The organism is Streptomyces sp. TSRI0107 (genome assembly GCF_001905845.1).
In the GTDB taxonomy this organism is placed as follows: Bacteria; Actinomycetota; Actinomycetes; order Streptomycetales; family Streptomycetaceae; genus Streptomyces.
In genome coordinates, this window is sequence record NZ_LIVZ01000016.1 from 124,190 (window position 1) to 143,898 (window position 19,709).

The window sequence follows — 19,709 nt, forward strand, 5'->3', positions numbered from 1 at the left end:
CCCGCACCGGTAGCCTTGAGCGCGTGATTGACCTTCGCCTGCTCCGTGAGGACCCCGACCGTGTGCGCGCGTCCCAGCGCGCCCGTGGAGAGGACGTCGCGCTCGTCGACGCTCTCCTGTCTGCCGACGAGCGGCGCAGGTCGTCCGGCGTCCGCTTCGACGAGCTGCGGTCCGAGCAGAAGTCGCTCGGCAAGCTCATCCCCAAGGCCTCGCCGGAAGAGAAGGCCGAGCTGCTGAAGCGGGCCGAACAGCTCAAGGCCGACGTCAAGGCCGCCGAGGCCGAGCGCGACGCCGCCGACTCCGAGACCCAGGAGCTGCTGCTCAAGCTCGGCAACCTCGTCCACCCCGACGTGCCCGTCGGCGGCGAGGAGGACTTCGCCACGCTGGAGACGCACGGCACGATCCGCGACTTCGGCGCGGAGGGCTTCGAGCCCAGGGACCACCTGGAGCTCGGCCAGCTCCTCGGCGCCATCGACGTCGAGCGCGGCGCGAAGGTCTCCGGCTCCCGCTTCTACTTCCTCACCGGCGTCGGCGCGCTGCTGGAGCTCGCGCTGGTCAACGCCGCGATGGCGCAGGCCACGGCGGCGGGCTTCACCCCGATGCTGACGCCCGCGCTGGTGCGCCCGCAGTCGATGGCCGGCACCGGCTTCCTCGGCCAGGCCGCGCAGGACGTGTACCACCTGCCGAACGACGACCTGTACCTGGTCGGCACCTCCGAGGTGGCCCTCGCGGCCTACCACATGGACGAGATCATCGAGGCCGACCGCCTCCCGCTGCGTTACGCGGGCTTCTCGCCCTGCTTCCGCCGCGAGGCCGGCTCGCACGGCAAGGACACGCGCGGCATCTTCCGCGTGCACCAGTTCGACAAGGTCGAGATGTTCTCCTACGTGGCTCCGGAGGAGTCGCAGGCGGAGCACCAGCGCCTGCTGGAGTGGGAGAAGCAGTGGCTGACCTCGCTCGAGCTGCCGTTCCGCGTCATCGACGTCGCCTCGGCCGACCTGGGTTCCTCGGCCTCCCGCAAGTTCGACTGCGAGGCGTGGATCCCGACCCAGGGCAAGTACCGCGAGCTGACCTCGACCTCGGACTGCACCGAGTTCCAGTCCCGCCGCCTGTCGATCCGGGTCCGTGACGGCAAGCAGGTCCGGCCGCTGGCGACGCTCAACGGCACCCTGTGCGCCGTGCCGCGCACGATCGTGGCGATCCTGGAGAACCACCAGCAGGCCGACGGCTCGGTGCGCGTGCCCGAGGTGCTGCGCCCCTACCTGGGCGGACGTGAGGTTCTGGAGCCGGTCGCCAAGTGAGTACGGCCTCCGGGTTCCCGTTCCGGCTGATCGCCACCGACCTCGACGGAACGCTGCTGCGCTCCGACGACACGGTGTCGCGGCGCACCCGTGACGCGCTCGCCGCGGCCACCGCGGCGGGCGCCGCGCACATCGTCGTCACCGGGCGCGCGGTCCCGTGGACCCGGCCCGTTCTCGACGACCTCGGCTACCAGGGCCTCGCCGTCTGCGGCCAGGGCGCCCAGGTGTACCACGCCGGCGAGCACCGTCTGCTGACCTCGGTCACGCTGGACCGGCAGCTCGCCGGGGTGGCGCTGGCCAAGATCGAGGCGGAGACCGGCCCGCTGTATCTGGCGGCGAGCCGGGACGGTCTGGACGGCGATGTGCTGGTGGGCCCCGGTTACGAGGTGCAGGGCACCCTTCCGGCGGTCCCGTTCACGGACGCCTCCGACCTGTGGACCGCGCCGCTGAACAAGCTGTACATCCAGCACCCCACCCTCGACGACGACGAGCTGGCCGCGATCGCCACGCGGGTGGCCGGCGGTTTCGTCACCGTCCTCATCGCGGGCGAGGGCATCGTGGAGCTGCTGCCGCTCGGACTGTCCAAGGCCACGGGTCTGTCCCTGGCGGCGCGGCGGCTGGGCCTGAAGGCGGCCGACACGCTCGCTTTCGGCGACATGCCCAACGACATCCCGATGTTCGGCTGGGCGGCCCGAGGCGTGGCCATGGCCAACGCCCACGAGGAGCTGAAGGCGGTCGCCGACGAGGTGACGTCCTCCAACGAGGAGGACGGGATCGCCGTGGCGCTGGAACGACTGCTGGCCTAGCCTCGGGCTGCCCAGGACGCCTCTTTCGAACAGAGGCGAAGGCGGGAAGGGCGGCCCACGCGAGTGTGCGTCGCGTGCTCGAAGCGGCCGCCCCGGGCAGCTCCCCGTGTGCGGCGGGCTCTACGGAGGGGTGCTGACTACTCCGGAGCCCGCCGGCGGCTGCCCTGAAGGGAGTGCGGCGTACTGCCGTGCATGGGCATCGCCGGACTCCTCTCCCGGTTCGTGGTGGACGACAACCACTGTGCCGGTGTGAGGAGTCGGGCGCCACCGATTAACGGGGCCGTCCGCGGCGGGGCGGCTACTCCTCGCCCGCGAGGGTCAGGGAGCGCAGTTTCTGCCCGGCGTACCAGGTGGCGAGCACGGTCACCGCGGCCAGCAGCACCGTCGCCGTGGTCAGCCCCACGTCCGAGGTGATCAGATCTCCGCCGGAGACCTTCTGGGCCACCGCCAGCGACCACTGCTGGACGCTGAGGGTGCGGGCGCCGGGCACCAGGGAGCCGAACAGCGCCTCCCAGACCAGGGCGTAGACCAGCCCGAACACCACGGCGTGCCGGGAGACCGTGCCGAGCAGCAGGAACAGCGCCGCGTAGGCGATGGACGCCACCAGCGCGGCCACCGTGTAGGCGACGGCGATCTGCTGTCCGTTGCCGTTGAGGATCAGGCCCGCGACGAGGGTCGGGATCGCCGAGAACACCATGGTCACGGCGATCGCGACGATGAGTTTGGTGTAGATGATCGTCGGCCGCTTCAGCGGCTTGGACAGCAGGTACACCACGGAGCCGTCGTCGATCTCCGGGCCGATCGCGCCGGTGCCGGCGATGACGCCGATGATCGGGACCATGGTGGCGAGGGCGAAGCCGCCGAGGACGTTCACGGCCGTCTGGTCGTCGGCGCCGGACAGGGCGCGCACCGCGACGGCGATGACGATCAGCAGCAGCGGCAGCGCGCCGAGGATGAGCGCGCGGCGGCGGCCGAGCAGGGCCCGGTAGGTGAGCCGGGCGACGGTGGGGTCGTACATCTTCGGCCTCCTACGCCGCGACCAGATACGAGAAGACGGACTCGAGGGACTCGTCGGACGGCGAGACCGTCAGCAGCCGGATGCCGTGGTCCCGGGCCACCCGGGGCAGCAGGGCGGTGAAGCGGCCGAAGTCGACGGCCTGGATCCGCAGCGCGCCCTCGGCGAGGTCCACCTCGATGCCGGAGGTCGACGGGTCGGCGATGAGCGCGGCCGCGAGGGCGCGGTCGTCGCTTGAGCGGACCAGGTAGCGGTGCGGACGGTCGGTCATCAGACGGCGGATCTTGCGGAAGTCGCCGCTCGCCGCGTGCCGGCCCGCGACCACGACCTCGATGTGCCAGGCCAGCTGCTCGACCTCTTCGAGGATGTGGGAGGAGAACAGCACCGTGCGGCCCTCGTCGCCCATGCGCCGGAGCAGGTCCATGAGCTGCATGCGCTGGCGCGGGTCCATGCCGTTGAACGGCTCGTCGAGCAGCAGCAGCGAGGGGTCGTGGACGAGCGCGGAGGCCATCTTCACGCGCTGCCGCATGCCCTTGGAGTAGGTGGCGATCTTGCGGTCCTGCGCGTACTCCATCTCCACCGTGGCCAGCGCCTTCTGGGCGGCCTTGGCGTCCAGGCCCTGGAGTTCGGCGTTGGCGAGGACGAACTCGCGGCCGGTGAGGAAGTCGTACATCGCCTCGCGCTCGGGGACGATGCCGATGTGCTTGTAGATCTGCTCGTTGCGCCACACGGGCTGCCCGTCGAGGGTGACCGTGCCGGTGGAGGGGGCGAGGAAGCCGCCCATCATGTTGATGAGGGTGGACTTTCCGGCGCCGTTGGGGCCGAGCAGGCCGGTGACGCCGGGGCCGATCGTCATGGTGATGTCGTTGACGGCGACCACGTTGCCGAACCAGCGGGAGACGTGGTCGATGCTGAGCGTGGTCACAGGCCCACCTTCCGGTAGCGGCGCATCAGCAGGCCGTAGCAGCCGGCGATGAGGCCGAGGGAGACGAGGACGTAGACGGCTCCCTGGCCGTCACCGGGGCCGACGTTGCCGGGGAACGTCGAGGTGGCGCCCAGGAAGGCGGACTGCACGCCCTCGATGAGGGTGATCGGCGAGAAGAGGCCGATCCAGGCGATGGCGTCGGTGGTGTCCTGTTCGAAGGCGATGGCCTGGAGGGTGGTGACCGCGCCGTAGGTGATGGTCAGTACGGCGATCACGGCCGCGATGCCGAAGCCGCGGCGCGGGGTGACCGCGGCGATGACCAGGCCGATGCCGGCGAAGAGCAGCGAGAGCAGTGCCACGGAGACGAGTCCCTGTGCGAATCCCTTGGTCTGGTCGGCGAAGTCGAGCTTGGCGAGCAGCGCGCCGATGTAGAGCACGAGCAGCGGGGCGGCAGTCAGCAGGAACAGCGCCGAGGCCAGCGCCGCGTACTTGGCGCGGACGTAGTCGGCGGTCTCCATGGGCCGCGAGAAGTACAGCGGGACGGTCTTGAAGCGCAGGTCGCGGGAGACCGACTGGGGTGCCTGCGAGGCGACGTAGAGGCTGATCACGGCCTGCATCAGGATCGCGTAGCGGGTGTAGTCGACCGGGAGGTCGTCGGCCTTGGTGGCGACGGCCACGGCGACCATGATGCCCGCGGGCAGGCACATCACCACGAACAGCAGCATCGGCAGCACCTTGGACTTGGCCGAGCGGCCGAGGCCGTAGGCGCCGCGCAGGGACTGCGAGTAGAGCGAGCGGCGGGCGTAGGCGCGGCCCAGGCGGGGGCCGTCGTAACCGCGGTAGCCGATGTTGTGGATGCGGCTCTGGTCGCCCGGGCCCGACGGGGCGTCCGAGGTGGGCAGGGGATGCTCAACCGCCATGGCCCACGGCCTCCTTCCGCTGGTCGCCGGTCTCCTGGAAGACCTCCGAGATGTGATGACGGCGCTGCTCCATGCGGACCAGGCCGAGGCCGAGGTCGGCGACGATGTCGCGGACCAGGTCGTAGGTCTCCTCGCCCTGGGCGGTGAGGAGCAGGACGTGGCCTGCGCCGGGCAGGCCGCCGGCGTGGTCGGCGGTGATCCCGCGGGCGTGCAGGGCGTCGCGCATCGCGCGGGTGCCGTCGGGGTGTTCGTCGCTGTCGGTGACCTCGATCGCCAGGGTGGTCGTGGTCTGGGTGAAGTCGGTGGTGGAGCTGGAGCGCAGCAGCTTGCCGCCGTCGATGACGACCACGTGGTCGCAGGTGCGTTCCAGTTCGCCGAGCAGGTGGGAGGTGACCAGGACCGAGATGCCGAAGTCGGTGTGGATGCGGCGGATCAGGGCGAGCATGTCGTCGCGGCCGACCGGGTCCAGCCCGTTGGTCGGCTCGTCCAGGAAGACCAGCCGCGGGTCGTGCACCAGGGCCTGGGCGAGTTTGACGCGCTGCTTCATGCCCGTGGAGTAGCCGCCGATGGGGCGGTAGCGCTCCTCGTACAGCCCCACGTGCCGCAGGGTGTCCGCGGTGCGTTCGCGGGCGGCGGCGGGCGGGAGGCCGGACATGCGGGCCATGTGGACGACGAACTCGGTGGCCGAGACGTCGGGCGGCAGGCAGTCGTGCTCCGGCATGTAGCCGACGCGCTCGCGGATGGCGGCGCCCTCGGTGGCGACGTCGAGGCCGAGCACCTCGGCGCGGCCCTCGGTGGCCGGGGACAGACCCAGCAGGATCTTGATCAGTGTGGACTTGCCGGCACCGTTGGCTCCGACGAGTCCGGTGACACCGGGCCCGACGTCCACGGAGAGCCGGTCAAGCGCGGTCACCCGGGGGAACCGCTTGCTCAGGCTTTCGGTCGCGATCACAGTCACGTCATAGAAGGTAGTGACGCGGACCACGCCGGGCGTCACCCCGCAGAGCCGTCTTCGCGTCAGCCTTCAGTCGTACGGACCCGTAGGGGATGCAGTGCCTGAGAGCTACGGATCACGCGTCGGAGCGCGAGCGATCACGCCTATTGACGCGGACTCTAACAACTGCGAGATTCAGGCCTGTCAAGTTACGGGCGCGTAGCGCAGTCGAAGGAGCCGGCATGACCACGGCGTTGACAAGCGGACTCTCAGCGGCGGCACTCTCCGCGGAGCTGGACGGGTTCCGGCAGGTCCAACGGCTCGCCTACGAGTGCGCGGAGGCCGTCGCCGCACAGCTCAAGCCGGGCGTGACCGAGCGCGAGGCGGCGCGCATGCAGCGGGAATGGCTCGGCGCGCGGGGCGTACGGGACTGGTTCCACCTGCCGTTCGCCTGGTTCGGCGACCGCACCGCCTTCGTGAACTTCCGCGTCCCGCTCCAGTTCTTCCCCACCAACCGCCGGCTGGAGCCCGGGATGCCGTTCATCCTGGACATGGCACCCGTTCACCGGGGCCACACCGCCGACATCGGCTACTCCGGCTCGCTCGGCATCAACCCCGTGCAGAACAAGCTGATGGCCGACCTGGAGGCGCACCGCGAGCTGATCCTGCGCGAGGTGCGCGAGCGCCGCTCGCTGCGGGAGATCTACGAGGACGTCGACCGCCTCATGGTCCGCCAGGGCTACGCCAACCGGCACCGCGCGTATCCCTTCGGGGTGATCGCGCACAAGGTCGACCGGGTGCGTGAACGGCGCTTCTCGCCCCGGCTGTTCGGGTTCGGGACCCAGTCCCTGAAGGGGCTCGCGGCCGACGCGCTGCACGGCCACCGGGAGGGCTGGTCGCCGCTGTGGTCGCCGTACCGCTTCTCCGACCACCCGCCGCAGCCGGGCCTGTGGGCGGTCGAACCCCACCTCGGCTTCCGGGGAACGGGCGCGAAGTTCGAGGAGATCCTGGTCGTCACCGACTCCCGGGACCCCGAGGAGAGCGCCTTCTGGCTGGACGACGATCTGCCGCACGTGCGGCGCTGGACGGAGGAGAAGTGACGGTGCTCAGGGGCGCGCGGGAACGCTGGATACGGACCGGTGGCGTCGAGCTGTGCGTGGCCGAGCTGGGCGACCCCGAACAGCCGACGGTGGTCCTCGTGCACGGCTATCCCGACAGCAAGGAGGTCTGGTCGGAGGTGGCGACGCGGCTCGCCGGCCGCTTCCACGTGGTGCTGTACGACGTACGCGGCCACGGGCGTTCGACCGCGCCGCAGCCGCTGCGGGGCGGGTTCACGCTGGAGAAGCTGACGGACGACTTCCTCGCCGTCGCCGACGCGGTCAGCCCCGGCCGGCCGGTGCACCTGGTGGGGCACGACTGGGGCTCGGTGCAGTCCTGGGAGTTCGTGACGGTCAAGCGCACCGAGGGCCGGATCGCCTCCTTCACCTCGATGTCCGGGCCCTCCCTCGACCACTTCGGCCACTGGATCAACAACCGCCTCAAGCGGCCCACCCCCCGCCGGGTCGGGCAGCTCCTCGGCCAGGGCGCCAAGTCCTGGTACGTCTACCTGCTGCACACTCCCGCCCTGCCCGAACTCGCCTGGCGCGGCCCCCTCGGCAAGGCCTGGCCGCGCATGCTGGCGCGGCTGGAGAACGTCCCGGCCGGCGACTACCCCACCTCCTCGCTGCGCACCGACGCCGCCCACGGCGCCTGGCTGTACCGCGACAACGTGCGGTCCCGGCTGCGGCGCCCGCGCGGTGACGCGTACGCGCACGCGCCCGTGCAGCTGATCACCCCTGTCGGTGACGTGTTCCTGTCCGAGCGGCTGTACGACGAACTGGAGCAGTGGGCGCCGCAGCTGACCCGGCGTACGCTGCCCGCGAAGCACTGGGTGCCCCGGACGCGGCCCGACCGGCTGGCCGCGTGGATCGAGGAGTTCGTCACCGGCGTGGAGGGCGGACGGACCGCCCCGGCCACCGGCAAGGGACGCTACGCCGAACGGTTCGGCGGCCAGCTGGTGCTGGTCACCGGCGCCGGCAGCGGCATCGGGCGGGCCACGGCGTACGCGTTCGCCGAGGCCGGGGCGCGGGTGATCGCCGTCGACCGGGACGCGGAGACGGCGGCGCGTACGGCGGAGATGGCGCGGCTGCTGGGAGCGCCGGCGGCGTGGGCGGAGACCGTGGACGTCTCCGACGAGCAGGGCATGGAGAAGCTCGCGGAGAAGGTCGCCGCCGAGTACGGCGTGGTGGACGTGCTGGTCAACAACGCCGGGATCGGGCTGTCGGGGTCCTTCTTCGACACCACGCCCGAGGACTGGAAGAAGGTCCTCGACGTGAACCTGTGGGGTGTCATCCACGGGTGCAGGCTATTCGGGAAGCAGATGGCGGAGCGGGGCCAGGGCGGGCACATCGTCAACACCGCGTCCGCGGCGGCGTACCAGCCGTCCAAGGTGCTGCCGGCGTACAGCACCTCCAAGGCGGCGGTGCTGATGCTGAGCGAGTGTCTGCGAGCGGAGCTGGCCGGGCAGGGCATCGGGGTCAGCGCGATCTGCCCGGGGCTGGTGAACACCAGCATCACCGCCACGGCGCGGTTCGCGGGGGTCGACGCGGAGGAGGAGCGGCGGCGGCAGAAGCGGACCGCCCGGCTGTACGGGCTGCGGAACTACCCGCCGGAGAAGGTCGCCGACGCGGTCCTGCGGGCGGTGGTCGAGGACCAGGCCGTGGTGCCGGTGACTCCCGAGGCCCGCGGGGCGCATCTGCTGGCGCGGTTCCTGCCGGGGGTATTGCGGAGGGTGGCTCGGGTGGAGCCGCGGTTGTAGTCCGGCTCGGCCTCGGCTTCGCCTTCGGCCGTCGAGGGTTCCCACCCGCACCCGTCGAACTTCGTCGTCGGGTGCGGGTGGCCCCCGTGGGATGCCGTCGCCGTCGGCGGCTGCCGGTGGTCACTGCCTGCCGGTGGCCAGACCTCAGGGCCCCCACCTGCGGCGCATCGCGTTGTCAGTGCCTGCCCCTACGCTCGCAAGTGATGGCACGGACATGGACATGCGTCGGTCTCCGGTGGACGGACAGCGGACCCGTCCTCCGGTGGGGCGGGGGACGGCGCAGTGCGCTGGGCTGGGGGCGGCGGGTGGCGTTCCGGGTGGTGGACGGGGGTGAGCGCAGGTGTCTCGGGGCGCGGGGGCACGGGTGCCCGGTGCGGGCCGTGGTGGCGGGCCGGAGTACCGGCGGGCGGTGCGAGGAGTGCGCGCGGCTGGAGCGGGCGCACTCGGTGGCCGCCGACACGGTCGCCGACGATCCACGGCCGTACCACGTCTACCTGGCCTGGTTCGGGCCCGGCATGACCAAGGTCGGCATCACCGCCGTGGAACGGGGCTCCGCGCGGCTGCTGGAGCAGGGCGCGGTCTGTTTCAGCTGGCTCGGCGCCGGGCCGCTGATGGCCGCGCGGCGGACGGAGGAGCTGCTGCGGGCCGCGCTGGGCGTGCCGGACCGGATTGCGTACGCCGAGAAGCGGGCCGTGCGGGCCGCGCTGCCGGCGACGGAGGCCGAGCGGGCCGCCGAGCCGGCCGAGCTGCACGCCCGCGCGGTGGCCCTGCCCGGCTGGCCGGAGTCCCTGGCCCCGGAGCCGTTCCGGCCCGTCGACCACGTCCGGGCCTTCGGGCTCGCCGCCGCGCCCCCCGCCGTGGCGGAGGTGACCGAGCTGGTGCCCGGCGGGGCGGTGAGCGGGGAGCTGGTCGCGGCGGCCGGGCCCGACCTGCATGTGGCGACGGGCGGCGGCCGGGTCGTCGTACTCGATATCCGGTTGATGACGGGCTGGGACCTGGTGTCCGCTGGGGGTGACGAGCTGTCGGTGCCGGTGCGGGAGCTGCGCGGCGCGCCGGCCCATGAGCAGGGCGGGCTCTTCTGACACCGGGCGCGGCGACGGGAGGAGGAACGGGCGTGGACATCACCGTGCAGTGGGTGCGCACGCTGTGGACCAAGCGGTCCCGCGGCGGCCCGGCCGCCGTCCGGCGGAACGCCGTACCCGTCGCCTTCGCCCTGCCGGACGGCGTCCCCGCCCGCGCCCACACGGTGCGGCTGCACGAGTGGGACGACTTCACGCCCCGGCACGGGTGGGCGGAGCCGAGACGGGTCGGCGTGGAACTGCGGGAGCGGGACGGGCGGCTGCGGGTGCTGCCCCGCGTGGAGCCGCTGTACGGGCAGCCCCCGCGGCCCCGCCGCCCGCCCGCCGTGCGGCTCGCGCCCGGCGAATGGGTGCGCTGGCAGCTCAACCACCGGTTCAGCAGCGCGGCCGGCATGCGGGACTGGACGTACTGGCTGGACACGTTCAACATCGCCTACGGCGAGGTACCGGCCGCCGACGTCTTCCTCGGCACTCCCGCCTTCCACGTGGACGAGCAGGGACCCGTGCGGTAGCTGAGAGACCTCTGTCCACGGCCTGTGTGTTTCTCAGGAAAATCACAGGTTGCCGAAAGGACGCTCTCAGAGCGCCCCGACAGGGTGTTCAGCATGACCACGACCTCGCCCCAGGGGCGCACCGAACTGCTGAGGCCGGACGGGAGCCCCGTCCGGGTGCTTGTGGTGGACGACGAGCTGTCGATCACCGAGCTGCTGTCCATGGCCCTGCGCTACGAGGGCTGGCAGATCCGGACGGCGGGCGACGGCCACGGTGCCGTGCAGACCGCGCGGGAGTTCCGTCCGGACGCCGTCGTGCTGGACATGATGCTGCCGGACATGGACGGCCTGACCGTGCTCGGGCGGCTGCGCCGCGAGCTGCCGGACGTCCCCGTCCTCTTCCTGACCGCCAAGGACGCCGTCGAGGACCGTATCGCCGGGCTGACCGCCGGCGGCGACGACTACGTCACCAAGCCGTTCAGCCTGGAGGAGGTCGTCGCGCGGCTGCGCGGGCTGATCCGCCGCTCCGGCGCCGCCGACCGGCGTTCCGACTCGCTGCTGGTCGTCGGCGACCTCACCCTGGACGAGGACAGCCACGAGGTCACCCGCGGCGGGGACTCCATCCACCTCACCGCGACCGAGTTCGAGCTGCTGCGCTTCCTCATGCGCAACCCGCGGCGCGTCCTCAGCAAGGCGCAGATCCTGGACCGGGTCTGGTCGTACGACTTCGGCGGGCAGGCCAATGTCGTCGAGCTGTACATCTCCTACCTGCGGCGGAAGATCGACGCCGGCCGCGAGCCGATGATCCACACCCGGCGCGGCGCCGGCTACCTGATCAAGCCCGCCGTCTCATGAGCGGGCGACGACGGCCGCGTCCGCAGCCGCGCACCCTGCGGACGCGGCTCGTCGTCGCGTCCGTGGTGCTGATCGCCGTCGTCTGCGCGGTGATCGGCTCGGTGACGACGCTCGCGCTGCGCTCCTATCTCTACGGCCAGCTCGACGGCCAGCTCAAGGAGGTCGCCGCGCGCGCGTCCGGCAGGTTCGACCCGCCCGACAAGGACGTGACCGGGGGCGGCGGCGCCGGTCTGATCGGCGGGCAGGACAAGCCGCCGGAGGACATCGACCTGACCAAGTTCGTCGCCCGTGGCCCGCAGCCCGTCGGCACCATCGCCGCCGAGGTGCGCGACGGCTCGATCGCCGAGGCCAAGGTCGGCAAGAAGGCCGCCGACGACAACAACGTGCCCCAGCTGAACCCGGAGCCGCTGAGCGACGCCCAGACCGAGGCGCTCGGCTCGGTCGCCCGGGACGGCGACGCGCACACCGTGGACATCCCCGGCCTCGGCGGATACCTCGCGCGGTACCAGACCGGCCCCAACGGCAGCTACTACGTCGCCATCCCGACCTCCGACGTCACCCGCACCGTCAACACCCTGATCATCGTCGAGGTCAGCGTCACCGCCGCCGGCCTGGCCGCCGCCTTCCTCGCCGGAGTGGTGATCGTCGGTGTCGCCACCCGCCCGCTGCGCAGGGTCGCCGCGACCGCCACCCGGGTCTCCGAACTCCCGCTGCACAGCGGCGAGGTGAACCTCGACGAGCGGGTACCGGAGTCGGAGTGCGACCCGCACACCGAGGTCGGCCAGGTGGGCGCGGCCCTGAACCGGATGCTGGACCACGTGCACGGCGCCCTGCACGCCCGCCAGCGGAGCGAGACGCGGGTACGGCAGTTCGTCGCGGACGCCAGCCACGAACTCAGGACGCCCCTGGCCTCCATCCGCGGCTACGCCGAGCTGACCCGGCGCGGCCGGGAGGCGGTCGGCCCGGACACCCGGCACGCCCTGGGCCGGATCGAGTCCGAGGCCGGCCGGATGACCCTGCTGGTCGAGGACCTGCTGCTGCTCGCCCGGCTGGACGCCGGACGCCCGCTCCAGTTCGAGCAGACCGACCTCGTCCCGCTCGTCGTCGACACGATCAGCGACGCGCGGGCCGCCGGACGGGACCACAACTGGCGGCTGGAGCTGCCGGACGAGCCGGCGCCGGTGTCGGCGGACGCGGCCCGGCTCCAGCAGGTCCTCGTCAACCTGCTCGCCAACGCCCGCACCCACACCCCACCCGGTACGACGGTCACCGCGCGGGTGCGGCGCAGCGGTGCGTGGCTGTGCGTGGACGTGCAGGACGACGGTCAGGGCATCCCGCCCGAACTGCTGCCGCACGTCTTCGAGCGGTTCGCGCGCGGCGACTCGGCGCGCTCCCGCGCCACCGGCTCCACGGGCCTCGGGCTGGCCATCGTGCAGGCCGTCGCGACCGCGCACGGCGGCGCGGTGACCGTCGACAGCGTGCCCGGGCGGACCGTCTTCACCGTCCACCTGCCGGCGCTCACGACGCCCACAGCCGCCGAAACGGACCGGCAACCGCACTCACAGGCACGGCACAGCCTCACCACACGGGTGCGACAGGGGAGTTGAGAAGAGTCGGTGCCATGCGAACCGACTCTTCTCCCGGCACCCTGCCGGCGCGGGAGCACCTCCCGGCCGCAGCAGCCGGTACGCCTGTCCTGGACGTAGTGATTCCCGTCTACAACGAGGAGAAGGACCTCCAGCCGTGCGTGCTGCGGCTGCACGAGCACCTGGCACGCACCTTCCCGTACGCGTTCCGCATCACGATCGCGGACAACGCGTCGACGGACACCACCCCGCGGGTCGCCGCCGGGCTGGCCGCCCGGATCCCGCAGGTGCGGTCCGTGCGGCTGGAGCAGAAGGGCCGGGGGCGCGCCCTGCGCACCGTCTGGTCGGCCTCGGACGCGCCGGTCCTCGCCTACATGGACGTGGACCTGTCCACCGACCTCAACGCGCTCCTGCCGCTGGTCGCGCCGCTGATCTCCGGGCACTCCGACCTGGCGATAGGTTCCCGGCTCGCCGGCGGCTCGCGCGTGGTGCGCGGCGCCAAGCGGGAGTTCATCAGCCGCTCGTACAACCTGATCCTGCGCGGCTCGCTGCAGGCGCGCTTCTCCGACGCCCAGTGCGGTTTCAAGGCGATCCGCCGGGACGTCGCGCAGGTGCTGCTGCCGCTGGTGGAGGACACCGGCTGGTTCTTCGACACCGAGATGCTGGTGCTCGCCGAGCGGGCGGGCCTGCGGATCCACGAGGTGCCCGTCGACTGGGTCGACGACCCCGACTCCACCGTCCACATCGTCAGGACCGCCACCGACGACCTGAAGGGCGTCTGGCGGGTGGGCAAGGCCCTGGCCACCGGTTCGCTGCCGCTGGACCGGCTCACCCGGCCGTTCGGCGACGACCCGCGCGACCGCGAACTGCCCGACGTCCCGAGGGGACTGGCCCGCCAGCTCCTCGGCTTCTGCTTCGTCGGCGCCCTGTCCACCCTCTTCTACCTCCTCCTCTACAGCGGCTTCCGCTCCTTCACCGGGTCGCAGATCGCCAACGCGCTCGCCCTGCTCGTCTCCGCCGTCGCCAACACGGCGGCCAACCGGCGTCTCACCTTCGGCGTGCGCGGCCGCGGCGGGGCCGTCAAGCACCAGGCGCAGGGCCTGGTGGTCTTCGCCATCGGTCTCGCCCTCACCAGCGGCTCCCTCGCCGCCCTGGGCGCGGCCACCCCCGACCCCGCGCACTCCACCGAACTCGCCGTGCTGATCGCCGCGAACCTCGCGGCGACGGTGCTGCGCTTCCTGCTCTTCCGGGCCTGGGTCTTCCCGGACCGCACCACCACGACCTGGGGGGACGACACCATGCGGTTGCAGCCGGTGCGTCCGTACGACACCGATCCAAGGGACTTCCGATGACCACGACCACCCTGCACGGCCCGCCCGTCGACACCCCCGCGCCCTCGCCGCAGACCCGGGAGCGGTCGTTCGTACGACGGCTGTGGCGCGGCCGTCCCGAGGACGCGCGCTGGGTCCGCCCGGCCTTCCTCGGCGCGCTCCTCGTCATCGGCGCGCTCTACACCTGGAACCTGACGGCGTCCGGCTACGCCAACTCCTTCTACTCCGCGGCCGTCCAGGCGGGCAGCCAGTCGTGGAAGGCGTTCTTCTTCGGCTCGCTGGACGCGGGCAACGCCATCACCGTCGACAAGCCCCCGGCCGCCCTGTGGCCGATGGCCCTGTCGGTGCGGCTCCTCGGCCTGAACTCCTTCGCCGTCCTGTTCCCGCAGGTGCTGATGGCGGTGGCGACGGCCGGCGTGCTGTACGCGTCGGTGCGCCGCCGCTTCCCCGCGCCGGCCGGACTGCTCACCATGGCGGTGTTCGCGCTCACCCCGGTCGCCGCGCTGATGTTCCGCTTCAACAACCCGGACGCGGCGCTCGCCCTGCTGATGGCCACCGCCGTGTACTGCACGCAGCGCGCCCTGGAGAAGGCCCGGACCAAGTGGCTGCTCCTCGCCGGTACGGCGGTCGGCCTCGCCTTCCTGGTGAAGACGCTCCAGGCGTTCCTGATCCTGCCGGTGCTCGCGCTCGTCTACGTCGCCCTGGCGCCCGCGCCGCTGAGGAAGCGGATCGGGCAGGTGCTGCTCGCCGGTGCGGCGATGGTCGTCGCGGGCGGCTGGTGGGTGGCGGTCGTCGAGCTGTGGCCGGCGTCCTCGCGGCCGTACATCGGCGGCTCGCAGAACAACTCCTTCCTGGAGCTGACCTTCGGCTACAACGGCCTCGGCCGCATCAACGGCGAGGAGACCGGCAGTGTCGGCGGCGGTGGCGGCAACGGGGGCGGCGGCTGGGGCGAGACCGGCTGGGACCGGATGTTCGGCTCGAACATCGGCGGCCAGATCTCCTGGCTGATCCCGGCCGCGCTGATCCTCCTCGTCGGCGCGCTGTTCGCCACCCGTCGGCTGAAGCGCACGGACGCCACGCGCGCCGCGTTCCTGCTCTGGGGCGGCTCCCTGCTGATCACCATGGTGATCTTCAGCTTCATGCAGGGCATCTTCCACGAGTACTACACCGTCGCCCTCGCCCCGTACATCGCCCCGCTGGCCGGCATGGGCGCGGCCCTGCTGTGGGCGGAGCGCGGCCGGGCCTGGGCCTCGCCGACCCTGGCGGCGGCGATGACGGCCACCGCGGCGTGGGGATACGTCCTGCTCGACCGCTCCTCCGACTACCTGCCGTGGCTGAAGTGGCTGGTCCTCGTCGGCGGCCTGCTCGCCGCGCTCGGCCTGCTCTTCGCGAACCGGCTGGGCCGCCGGGTGGCCCTCGGCGTGGTCGCGCTGAGCGTCGTGACCGGGGTGGCCGGTCCGGCGGCGTACAGCCTCACCACCCTCGGCGAGGGCCACAGCGGCTCCATCGTCACGGCGGGCCCGTCGGTCGCGGGCGGCATGGGAGGCATGGGCGGCGGGCGTCCCGGCGGGGGCGGCGGCTTCCCGGGCGGGGGCCAGAACCAGCAGGACGGTCAGCAGGGCGGTCAGCAGGGCCGGCAGGGTCAGCAGGGCGGCGGCATGGGCCAGCCCCCGGCGGGCGGCTTCGGCGGCGGGTTCCCCGGCGGCGGCCAGAACCAGCAGGGCCGGCAAGGCGGCCCGCAGAACCAGACGCCCGGCGGCCAGGCCCCCGGCGGCCAGACGGGCGAGGGGGGCGGCATGGGCGGCGGCGGCATGGGCGGCCTCCTCAACGGCGCCTCCGTCTCCGACGAGGCCAAGGAGCTGCTGGAGGCGAACGCCGGGGACTACACCTGGGCGGCCGCGGCCATCGGCTCCCAGAACGCCGCGAGCTACCAGCTGGCGACCGGCGAGCCGGTGATGGCGATCGGCGGCTTCAACGGCACCGACCCGTCCCCGACGCTCGCCCGGTTCAAGCAGTACGTGGCGGACGGCAGGATCCACTACTTCATCGCGAGCGGCATGGGCGGCGGCCCGGGCGGCGGCGCCGACGGCAGCTCCTCGCAGATCAGCTCCTGGGTCGAGGAGAACTTCGAGGAGGTGACGGCCGGCTCGGCCACCTTCTACGACCTGACCCAGCCGAAGAGCGGGAGCTGACCGGCACCGACATCTCGGCCCTCGGCCCGATAATTGCTGTACACCGTATGGGAGTCCCTATACGGTGTACAGCATGTCATCGACCTCCCAGGTGCGGTCCCCGCAGGACACCCGGGGCGGCCACCCGCAACGCTGGCTGATCCTCGGCGTCATCTGTCTCGCACAGCTCACGGTGCTGCTCGACAACACCGTCCTGAACGTGGCGATCCCCTCCCTCACCGAGGAACTGGGGGCCGCCACGTCCGACATCCAGTGGATGATCAACGCCTACTCGCTGGTCCAGTCGGGTCTGCTGCTCACCGCGGGCAGCGCCGCCGACCGCTACGGCCGCAAGAAGATGCTGATCACCGGGCTCGCCCTGTTCGGCGCGGGCTCGCTGGCCGCCGGACTCGCCGACTCCACCGCCCAGCTCATCGCGGCGCGGGCCGGCATGGGCGTGGGCGGCGCGCTGCTGCTGACCACCACCCTCGCCGTCGCCATGCAGATCTTCACGCCGGAGGAGCACCCCAAGGCGATCGGCATCTGGAGCGCGGTCAACGCGCTCGGCTTCGCGACCGGCCCGCTGGTCGGCGGTTTCATGCTCGACCACTACTGGTGGGGCGCGATCTTCCTGATCAACCTCCCCGTGGCGGCGCTCGGACTGGCCGCCGTGGTCGCGCTGGTCCCCGAGTCCAGGAATCCGCGGGGCGACCGGCCGGACCTGCTCGGCGCGGTGCTCTCCACCATCGGCATGTCGTCGCTGGTCTTCGCGATCATCTCCGGGCCGGAGCACGGCTGGTCCTCGGGCCGGGTGCTGTCCAGCGGCGGCGTCGCCGTCGTCGTACTCGCCCTGTTCGCCTGGTGGGAGAGCCGGATCCCGTACCCCATGCTCGACATGCACTTCTTCCGCGACCGCCGGTTCACCGGCGCGGTCGCCGGCGCGGTGCTGATCACCTTCGGCATGGGCGGAGCGCTGTTCCTGCTCACCCAGCACCTGCAGTTCGTACTCGGCTACGGCCCCCTGGAGGCGGGGCTGCGGACGGCGCCGCTGGCGCTGGTGGTCGTCGTGCTGAACTTCTCCGGGCTGTCCGCCAAGTGGCTGACCAGGCTCGGCACCCCGGTGTCCGTCGCGCTCGGCATGGTGCTGATGTCCGCGGGCCTGGTGTCGATCGCCACGCTCGGATCCGCCGGATACGCCGGGATGCTGCTCGGGCTGGTGCTGATCGGGGTGGGCTGCGCGGTCGCCAACCCCGCGATGGCCCACGCCGTCATGAGCGCCATCCCGCCGGCCAAGGCCGGGGTCGGCGCCGGCGTCAACGGCACGCTGGCCGAGTTCGGCAACGGGCTGGGGGTGGCCGTGCTGGGCGCGGTGCTGAACTCCCGGTTCGCGGCGGTATCCCTGCCGGTGGCGCTGGCGGCGGCCGGCACCGCCGCGGAGCGGGAGCGGGTGATCGACGCGTATGCCGACGGGTTGTCGGTCAGTCAGCTGGTCGGTGCCGTGGCGGTGTTGCTCGGTGGTGTGGTCGCCGCGGTGTTGCTGCGGCGGGCCGAGCGGGAAGAGGCCTGAGAGCCTGGGGGACGCCGCGCGTCGGCGGCCGCGGGTTCGTCGCGGTCGTTCGCGCAGACCCCCTAGGGTGCCTCACGGAACCCGCGCTGGAAGGTGAGGAACGGTATGGCGAAGGACTCGGGGGCGCGGGCCAGCGTCTGGCTGGGCGAGGCGCGTCGTCGGCGCGGCGGGGGGCAGCCGTCCGGGCTGGACCGGGAGCGGATCACCGAGGTGACCGTGCGGCTGCTGGACGCGGAGGGACTGGCCAGGTTCTCCATGCGGCGGCTGGCCGCCGAGCTGAACGTGACGGCCATGTCCGTGTACTGGTACGTCGACACCAAGGACGACCTGCTCGAACTCGCCCTGGACGCCGTCTACGGCGAGCTGCGGCTGCCCGACCCGGACGCCGGCGACGACTGGCGCGACCAGCTGCGCGGGCTGGCCGCCGAGTACCGCTCGCTGCTGGTGCGCCACCCATGGCTGTCGCCGCTCGCCGGCACGTACCTCAACATCGGCCCCAACTCGCTCGCCTTCTCCCGGGTCGTGCAGCGGGTGATCCGCCGGACCGGAATGCCCGCGCACCGGGTGACCAGCGCGATCTCGGCGGTCTTCCAGTTCGTCTACGGCTACGGCACGATCGAGGGCCACTTCTTCGCCCGCGTCGCGGACGCCGGGGTGAGCCCGGACGACTACTTCGAGCAGGCCATGCGCTCGGTGAGCGAGGTGCCGGAGACCGCCGAGGTCCTCCAGGAGTCCAAGGACATCATGGCGGCCCGCGGCGGCGACACGGTCGAGGAGATGCTGGACCGGGACTTCACCTACGCCCTGGACCTGCTGGTCGCGGGCATCGAGGCGATGGTCGAACGGGGCTGAGCCCGGCCTACTGCCCGCCCTCGCCGGACACCAGCCGCGCCGGGAACCCGCCCGTCGCGACCGGCCCCCACCGCTCGGGGGTGATCCGGATGATCGACTTGCCCTGCTTGACCATCGCCTCCCGGTACTCGTCCCAGTCCGGGTGCTCACCGGCGATGTTCCGGTAGTACTCCACGAGCGGCTCGACGGACTCGGGCGAGTCGACGACCTCGGCGGTCCCGTCGATCTGTACCCAGGGCCCGTTCCAGTCGTCGCTCAGCACGACCACGCTGACCCGGGCGTCCCGCTTGGCGTTCCGGGTCTTGGCGCGCTCGGGGTAGGTGGACACCACGATCCGCCCGGAGTCGTCGACACCGCAGGTCAGCGGGGACGCCTGGGGGCTGCCGTCGGCACGGCGGGTGATCAGCAGGGCACGGTGGCGGGGACGTACGAAGTCCAGCAGCTCGGTCAGCGATACGCGGGTGTTGGTCGCGATGTTCGGTGCCATGATCGCAGCCTACGACTGGGGCAGGCCCTAGGGCGTGTCCGCAAAGTGGTTGGCGCGTTGGTCTGTTCGTGGTGCGTCGTCATGAGCTGACTGATGAGTTGTGGGCGGTGATCGAGCCGTTGCTGGCCCCGCCTCGAATGGGCCGTCCGGTGCGTGATCGCCGTCAGGTGGTCAACGGTGTCCTGTGGAAGCTGTCCACCGGGGCGGCGTGGCGGGACCTGCCCGAACGCTACGGCCCGTGGAAGACGGTCTACGAACGCTTCCGCCGCTGGTCGGCCGACGGCACCTGGGACCGGCTGCTGGCCCACGTCCAACAGCACTCCGACGCCGTCGGTGCCGTCGACTGGACCGTGGCATGTGTCGACTCCACGACCGTGCGGGCCCACCAGCATGCGGCCGGGGCCCGAAAAGGGGGCTCTGGCCGGGCGAGGCGATCGGCCGGTCCCGCGGCGGGCTGACCACAAAGATCCACCTCGCCTGCGACGGGCAGGGCCGGCCGCTCGCCTTCACGATCACCGCCGGCAACGTCAAC

Annotated in this window: 17 protein-coding genes and 1 pseudogene; 13 read left to right on the plus strand and 5 right to left on the minus strand. The window is 72.2% G+C overall.

Annotated elements, in window-relative coordinates; translation table 11 throughout:
* The first annotated feature begins 23 nt into the window (after positions 1 to 23).
* Both serS and AMK31_RS35115 read left to right on the plus strand, forming a co-directional pair.
* The gene (serS, locus tag AMK31_RS35110; protein WP_073944798.1) at positions 24 to 1,301 is read left to right on the plus strand and encodes a serine--tRNA ligase; all 1,278 of its coding nucleotides are present in this window, start codon (positions 24 to 26) and stop codon (positions 1,299 to 1,301) included.
* A complete protein-coding gene (locus tag AMK31_RS35115; protein WP_073944799.1) occupies positions 1,298 to 2,107 on the plus strand; it encodes an HAD family hydrolase in 810 nt (269 codons plus the stop codon). Before serS ends, AMK31_RS35115 begins: the two co-directional genes overlap by 4 nt.
* Before the next feature lie 298 nt (positions 2,108 to 2,405).
* On the opposite strand, the gene AMK31_RS35120 is transcribed toward AMK31_RS35115, so the two are convergent.
* From AMK31_RS35120 to AMK31_RS35135, 4 genes are read right to left on the minus strand one after another with little or no spacing between them, the layout of a single operon-like run.
* On the minus strand, positions 2,406 to 3,125 hold the full coding sequence (locus tag AMK31_RS35120; protein ID WP_073944800.1) for an ABC transporter permease subunit: 720 nt from the start codon (positions 3,123 to 3,125) through the stop codon (positions 2,406 to 2,408).
* 10 nt (positions 3,126 to 3,135) lie between these two features.
* On the minus strand, positions 3,136 to 4,047 hold the full coding sequence (locus tag AMK31_RS35125) for an ABC transporter ATP-binding protein (protein WP_073944801.1): 912 nt from the start codon (positions 4,045 to 4,047) through the stop codon (positions 3,136 to 3,138).
* Positions 4,044 to 4,967 carry a hypothetical protein gene (locus tag AMK31_RS35130; protein ID WP_073944802.1) on the minus strand — a complete coding sequence of 308 codons (924 nt, stop codon included), beginning with the start codon at positions 4,965 to 4,967 and terminating at the stop codon, positions 4,044 to 4,046. The genes AMK31_RS35125 and AMK31_RS35130 overlap by 4 nt, the downstream gene beginning before the upstream one ends.
* Positions 4,957 to 5,919, minus strand: a complete 963-nt coding sequence (locus tag AMK31_RS35135) for an ABC transporter ATP-binding protein (protein ID WP_073944803.1) — start codon at positions 5,917 to 5,919, stop codon at positions 4,957 to 4,959. Before AMK31_RS35135 ends, AMK31_RS35130 begins: the two co-directional genes overlap by 11 nt.
* 224 nt (positions 5,920 to 6,143) lie before the next feature.
* Here AMK31_RS35135 and AMK31_RS35140 point away from each other — a divergent pair, with 224 nt between their 5' ends.
* The 10 genes from AMK31_RS35140 to AMK31_RS35185 all read left to right on the plus strand — a co-directional run bounded on the left by AMK31_RS35140 (position 6,144) and on the right by AMK31_RS35185 (position 18,690).
* Positions 6,144 to 7,001, plus strand: coding sequence for a M24 family metallopeptidase (locus tag AMK31_RS35140; protein ID WP_073944804.1), 858 nt, complete (start codon positions 6,144 to 6,146; stop codon positions 6,999 to 7,001).
* Positions 6,998 to 8,758, plus strand: a complete 1,761-nt coding sequence (locus tag AMK31_RS35145) for an SDR family oxidoreductase (RefSeq protein ID WP_073944805.1) — start codon at positions 6,998 to 7,000, stop codon at positions 8,756 to 8,758. Before AMK31_RS35140 ends, AMK31_RS35145 begins: the two co-directional genes overlap by 4 nt.
* Before the next feature lie 203 nt (positions 8,759 to 8,961).
* Complete coding sequence (locus AMK31_RS35150; protein ID WP_073944806.1) at positions 8,962 to 9,840, plus strand: DUF2797 domain-containing protein; 879 nt, start codon at positions 8,962 to 8,964, stop codon at positions 9,838 to 9,840.
* A 32-nt stretch (positions 9,841 to 9,872) separates the two neighbouring features.
* Positions 9,873 to 10,349: a hypothetical protein gene (locus tag AMK31_RS35155; protein ID WP_073944807.1), complete on the plus strand. Its 477-nt coding sequence runs from the start codon at positions 9,873 to 9,875 to the stop codon at positions 10,347 to 10,349.
* Positions 10,350 to 10,442: 93 nt separating this feature from the next.
* Positions 10,443 to 11,183 carry a response regulator transcription factor gene (locus AMK31_RS35160; RefSeq protein ID WP_073944823.1) on the plus strand — a complete coding sequence of 247 codons (741 nt, stop codon included), beginning with the start codon at positions 10,443 to 10,445 and terminating at the stop codon, positions 11,181 to 11,183.
* The gene (locus AMK31_RS35165; protein ID WP_073944808.1) at positions 11,180 to 12,790 is read left to right on the plus strand and encodes a sensor histidine kinase; all 1,611 of its coding nucleotides are present in this window, start codon (positions 11,180 to 11,182) and stop codon (positions 12,788 to 12,790) included. Before AMK31_RS35160 ends, AMK31_RS35165 begins: the two co-directional genes overlap by 4 nt.
* Before the next feature lie 14 nt (positions 12,791 to 12,804).
* Entirely contained in the window at positions 12,805 to 14,121 is a 1,317-nt protein-coding gene (locus tag AMK31_RS35170; RefSeq protein WP_073944809.1) for a bifunctional glycosyltransferase family 2/GtrA family protein, read from the plus strand.
* Positions 14,118 to 16,292, plus strand: coding sequence for an ArnT family glycosyltransferase (locus AMK31_RS35175; RefSeq protein WP_073944810.1), 2,175 nt, complete (start codon positions 14,118 to 14,120; stop codon positions 16,290 to 16,292). The genes AMK31_RS35170 and AMK31_RS35175 overlap by 4 nt, the downstream gene beginning before the upstream one ends.
* Before the next feature lie 73 nt (positions 16,293 to 16,365).
* On the plus strand, positions 16,366 to 17,838 hold the full coding sequence (locus AMK31_RS35180; protein WP_107468816.1) for an MFS transporter: 1,473 nt from the start codon (positions 16,366 to 16,368) through the stop codon (positions 17,836 to 17,838).
* A gap of 105 nt (positions 17,839 to 17,943) precedes the next feature.
* A complete protein-coding gene (locus AMK31_RS35185; protein ID WP_073944812.1) occupies positions 17,944 to 18,690 on the plus strand; it encodes a TetR/AcrR family transcriptional regulator in 747 nt (248 codons plus the stop codon).
* Positions 18,691 to 18,697: 7 nt separating this feature from the next.
* On the opposite strand, the gene AMK31_RS35190 is transcribed toward AMK31_RS35185, so the two are convergent.
* A complete protein-coding gene (locus AMK31_RS35190) occupies positions 18,698 to 19,177 on the minus strand; it encodes a PPOX class F420-dependent oxidoreductase (RefSeq protein ID WP_073944813.1) in 480 nt (159 codons plus the stop codon).
* Between the two features lie 68 nt (positions 19,178 to 19,245).
* On the opposite strand from AMK31_RS35190, the pseudogene AMK31_RS35195 reads away from it, so the two are divergent.
* Positions 19,246 to 19,709 (plus strand): annotated as a pseudogene (locus tag AMK31_RS35195) (IS5 family transposase); the annotation flags it as partial.

Coding starts and splice junctions, on each gene's coding strand:
- AMK31_RS35120 (WP_073944800.1), bottom strand. CDS start 3,125: ATGTACGACCCCACCGTCGCCCGGCTCACCTACCGGGCCCTGCTCGGC.
- AMK31_RS35130 (WP_073944802.1), bottom strand. CDS start 4,967: ATGGCGGTTGAGCATCCCCTGCCCACCTCGGACGCCCCGTCGGGCCCG.
- AMK31_RS35140 (WP_073944804.1), top strand. CDS start 6,144: ATGACCACGGCGTTGACAAGCGGACTCTCAGCGGCGGCACTCTCCGCG.
- AMK31_RS35150 (WP_073944806.1), top strand. CDS start 8,962: ATGGCACGGACATGGACATGCGTCGGTCTCCGGTGGACGGACAGCGGA.
- AMK31_RS35160 (WP_073944823.1), top strand. CDS start 10,443: ATGACCACGACCTCGCCCCAGGGGCGCACCGAACTGCTGAGGCCGGAC.
- AMK31_RS35165 (WP_073944808.1), top strand. CDS start 11,180: ATGAGCGGGCGACGACGGCCGCGTCCGCAGCCGCGCACCCTGCGGACG.
- AMK31_RS35170 (WP_073944809.1), top strand. CDS start 12,805: ATGCGAACCGACTCTTCTCCCGGCACCCTGCCGGCGCGGGAGCACCTC.
- AMK31_RS35175 (WP_073944810.1), top strand. CDS start 14,118: ATGACCACGACCACCCTGCACGGCCCGCCCGTCGACACCCCCGCGCCC.
- AMK31_RS35180 (WP_107468816.1), top strand. CDS start 16,366: ATGTCATCGACCTCCCAGGTGCGGTCCCCGCAGGACACCCGGGGCGGC.
- AMK31_RS35185 (WP_073944812.1), top strand. CDS start 17,944: ATGGCGAAGGACTCGGGGGCGCGGGCCAGCGTCTGGCTGGGCGAGGCG.
- AMK31_RS35190 (WP_073944813.1), bottom strand. CDS start 19,177: ATGGCACCGAACATCGCGACCAACACCCGCGTATCGCTGACCGAGCTG.